The sequence below is a fragment of the Streptomyces sp. adm13(2018) genome (genome assembly GCF_008042145.1).
Taxonomy (GTDB): Bacteria; Actinomycetota; Actinomycetes; order Streptomycetales; family Streptomycetaceae; genus Streptomyces.
On record NZ_RDBH01000222.1, the window covers coordinates 1 to 2,511 of the forward strand.

Consider the following 2,511-nt stretch of genomic DNA (forward strand, 5'->3'; position numbering starts at 1 on the left):
GGGTTGCGGGACTGCGAGCGGGCCTGGCCGACCGCCTCCGCCACCGCCTCCAGGGGCAGATCGGCGTGCGAGAACGCCGCGAGACCGGTGTCCCGGACCCGGCCGACGGGTTGCGGGACTGCGAGCGGGCCTGGCCGACCGCCTCCGCCACCGCCTCCAGGGGCAGATCGGCGTGCGAGAACGCCGCGAGACCGGTGTCCCGGACCCGGCCGACCAGGTCGGCGAAGCTCGGCTCGCCCGTGAGGTCGGCGCGCAGGACGAGGGTGTTGAGGAAGAACCCGACCATCGGGTCAAGCTCCGTGGCTTCCGCATCGAGCCCGGCGAGATCGACACGGTCGTGGCGGCGGCTCCCGGGGTCTCCCGGGCCGTCACCGTCGTCCGCGAGGACCGGCCCGGATTCCAGCGGCTCGTGACATACGTCGTCCCCGCCGCCGGGGCCACGGTGGCCGCGGAGGCGCTGCGCGCCCACGCCGCCGCACACCTCCCCGAGTACATGGTCCCGAGCATCGTCCTCGTGATCCCCGCCGTCCCCCTCTCCCCCAACGGCAAGCTCGACCGCCGCGCCCTCCCGGCACCGCCGGACGCCGCGACCGGGCGGTCCCGGGCGCCGCGGGACGCGCGCGAGGAGATCCTCGCGGGGGTCTTCGCGAGCCTGCTCGGGCTCGCGTCGGCGGGGGTCGAGGACGACTTCTTCGCCCTCGGCGGACACTCCCTGCTCGCCGCCCGGGCGGCGGCCCGGGTGCGGGCCGCGCTCGGCGTGGAGTGCTCGGTGCGGGACGTGTTCGAGGCGCGCACGGTCGAGGCGCTGGCCGCCCGGCTCTCCGCGCGCGGTGCGTCCGGCCGGCCCGCCCTCGCACCGGCCGGGACGCGACCCGAGCCGACTCCCCTCTCGTACGCCCAGCGCCGGCTGTGGCTGATCGACCACGTGCGGGGCCCGGGGACGGCGTACAACGTGCCGCTCGCGGTCCGGCTCGACGGTCCGGTGGACCCGGAGGCCGTCCGCGCGGCGGTCCGGGACGTCGTGGTCCGGCACGAGGTGCTGCGGACCGTGTTCACGGAGATCGACGGGGAGCCGTACCAGCGGATCCTCACGCCGGAGGAGGCCGGGGTTCCCTTCGAGGTCCGGCGCGTCGCAGCCGGGGCGCTGGGCACGGAGGCCGAGACCGTCAGCGGCCATGTCTTCGACCTGGAGCGGGAGATCCCGCTGCGGGTGGCCCTGCTGAGCGCCTCGGACGAGGAGCACGTCCTCGTGGTGCTGCTGCACCACATCGCGACGGACGAGTGGTCCACCGGCCCGCTCCTCGCCGACCTGGACACCGCCTACGCGGCCCGCGCCGCCGGTCACGCGCCGGAGTTCGCGCCGCTCGCCGTCCAGTACGCCGAATACGCCCTCTGGCAGCGCGCGCTCCTCGACGACCCGGGCGACCGCGACTCCCTCGCCGCCCGCCAGGCCGCCTACTGGCGCGACCAGCTCGCCGGACTTCCCGAGGAGCTGGCCCTCCCCACCGACCGACCGCGCCCCGCCACGCCCTCGTACCAGGGCGACGTGGTGCCCTTCGCGGTGGACGCGGAGACGGGCTCGGGGCTCGCCCGGATCGCCCGGGACTCCGGCGCGACGATGTTCATGGTGGTCCACGCGGCCGTCACCGCCCTACTGCACCGGCTCGGGGCCGGTGACGACATCGCGATCGGCACACCCGTCTCCGGCCGGGGCGACGAGCAGCTGGACCCGATGGTCGGGTTCTTCCTCAACACCCTCGTCCTGCGCGCCGACCTCACGGGCGAGCCGAGCTTCGCCGACCTGGTCGGCCGGGTCCGGGACACCGGTCTCGCGGCGTTCTCGCACGCCGATCTGCCCCTGGAGGCGGTGGCGGAGGCGGTCGGCCAGGCCCGCTCGCAGTCCCGCAACCCGCTGTTCCAGACGATGGTGACGTACCACTCGGTGGAGACCGGGGTGTCCGAGCTCTTCGGGGTGCGGGCGAGTGAACTGCCGGTGGAGATCGGCGGGTCGAAGTTCGACCTGGAGTTCGCGTTCGGCGGCTCCGAGGCCGACGGCGGGATCAGCGGCGGTCTCCGCTTCGCGACGGATCTCTTCGAGCGGGCCGGTGCCGAGCGGCTGACGGAGCGTCTGCTCCGGCTGCTGGCCGCCGTGGTGGCCGATCCGGCCGCGCCCGTGACGTCGATCGACCTGATGGACGCGGCCGAACGGCGGCGGCTGCACGGCTGGAACGACACCGCGCACGTCCTGGACGGACCCGTCGACCTGGCCGACCTCGTCGCCGCCGGATCCGACCGCGCCGCCCGTGCCGCCCACGCCACCGGCTCCGAAAGCCCCGCGCTCGTCTTCGAGGGCGAAGACCTCTCCCGTACGGACTTCGACGCACGCGTCAACCGGCTCACCCGCCTCCTCGTCGGACGCGGAGTCGGACCCGAGTCCGTCGTCGGTGTCGCCCTCCCCCGCTCCTTCCACCTCCTCATCGCCATCCACGCCGTCGTCCGCGCGGGCGGCGC

2 protein-coding genes are annotated in these 2,511 nt (G+C 75.2%); one reads left to right on the forward strand and one right to left on the reverse strand.

The annotated features are described in order from the left end of the window. On the reverse strand, nt 1-286 hold a 286-nt coding region (locus EAO70_RS40550; protein ID WP_148006973.1), incomplete at its 3' end, for a condensation domain-containing protein. Between EAO70_RS40550 and EAO70_RS35860 the strand changes: the two genes are divergently transcribed. Beyond that, the coding region (locus EAO70_RS35860) for a condensation domain-containing protein (RefSeq protein ID WP_148006974.1) at nt 173-2,511 on the forward strand (2,339 nt) is incomplete at its 3' end. The two genes, EAO70_RS40550 and EAO70_RS35860, sit on opposite strands and share 114 nt — an antisense overlap.